Origin of the sequence: Sinorhizobium sp. CB7 (assembly GCF_041357635.1) — a bacterium.
Classification (GTDB): domain Bacteria; phylum Pseudomonadota; class Alphaproteobacteria; order Rhizobiales; family Rhizobiaceae; genus Rhizobium.
The window spans coordinates 1-1,424 of record NZ_JAULLL010000055.1 but is presented as its reverse complement, the minus strand read 5'-3'; the positions used below and the strand labels follow the sequence as shown (position 1 = coordinate 1,424).

Annotated in this window: 1 protein-coding gene; it reads right to left on the bottom strand. The window is 64.8% G+C overall.

Annotated features, from left to right (window positions below):
- Positions 1-9: 9 nt before the first annotated feature.
- Positions 10-1,284 carry an IS4 family transposase gene (locus tag AAE029_RS36140; RefSeq protein ID WP_371077753.1) on the bottom strand — a complete coding sequence of 425 codons (1,275 nt, stop codon included), beginning with the start codon at positions 1,282-1,284 and terminating at the stop codon, positions 10-12.
- Positions 1,285-1,424: the final 140 nt, after the last annotated feature.

The following is a 1,424-nucleotide window of genomic DNA, read 5'->3' as shown; positions in this document are numbered from 1 at the left end:
CTATTAGATTCACACATTGTCGAAAGCGGAGAGGAGGAGGGATACGCCGCGCTTGGCGGCCTGGAACTGTTGCCAGCCGTCGAGCATGACGATCGGGCCTGGCTTGCCGTAGTAACCGGTCCACCCGCCGAGACGGGCGCAAACCCAGGCGGCATAGGCCAGTGACCCTTTGGGATGGGGGTTCTTCTGTCTGGCAGTCTTGCCCTCCAGCTTGGCGCTGAAGGCCTCCAAAAGCGGCCGGTCGCTTGGCTCGAAGGCGTCTTCGATGGGGCGCAAGGTGCCGCCCGCAGGCGCGCCGTCGCGGGCATGCACCAGTTGCTGCACGATCACGGCCGCGACGAAGGCGGCCATCACCAGATTGCTCAGCGGCGTTTCGTCCTCGATGCGCAGGCCTTCGATATCAAAGCCTTGCGTCTTCAGGGTGCGGAACAATTGCTCGATCGCCCAGCGGCGGCGATAAAGGGCGATGACTTCTGCCGCCTGGTCGGCATCCGACACCGCGTAGGTCGTCAGCAGCCGCCAATGGATCGGCTCTTCGCCTTGCGGTGCGGTCGTCTCGCGCACATCCACCAGAGAAAGGCACGCGCCATGCGGGGCGTTCTTGTAGATGCCGTTCTTCGGCTGCGGCAATGTCACCGCGCTGAAGCGGATCGCCAGCTGCGTGTCGCGCTCCTTGCGGCCCGGCTTGGCCGGCAGGGTGAAGGCCAGGCGTGCCGCAACCGGCAAGGCATCCGCCAGGGCGAACAGCGGGGGCTGATCCTTGCCGAGGCTGCGGTCCTTGCCCACCCGGATGACGAGGTCGACATCGGCCGGCCGGCGGGTGAAGGCTTCGTAGATATCGCTTTCGCGGTCGGCAATGACGGTGACGTGGCGCGCGGCCGCACACACCTGCGCGGCGCGATCGGCGCCCTCTAGCCAGCGGTAGCTTTCCTTGTCCTCGATCGGACGCGCGCGCTGCGTGCCGCGCTTGCCCTGGTCGCGGCTTAAAAACTGCCCGTGGATCGCGCCGACGATCGCCCCATCGTCCGCATCGACCCCGATCATCGCATGCAGATAAAGACCACCGCCGCCGCCGGAGCGCACCACCGTCGTATCCTGAATGGCCAGGATGTGCCGATCGGCACAGCGGCCGGCCGTGCGCAAGGCCGCCGCATCGATCATCGCCTGCGGATCGACCGCAGCATTGCGCAAAAACCGGCTCAAGCGGATCTCCCCAGCCCGATTGCCCCCGAGCTTGCGCACCCGCAGTCCCTGGCCAGCCGTCTCAACCAGGCGCTCCAGCAAGAACGCCCCCCTTTTTCCAGGCGACGGTCGCCAAACCGTCCCAGGCTTAAATCATTCATCGCTCAATTCTCCTGCTTTTCGGCAAGAGAATCAGAACGCAATTCCATAGGCAATTCTAAATGTGTGAATGCCATAGCCCC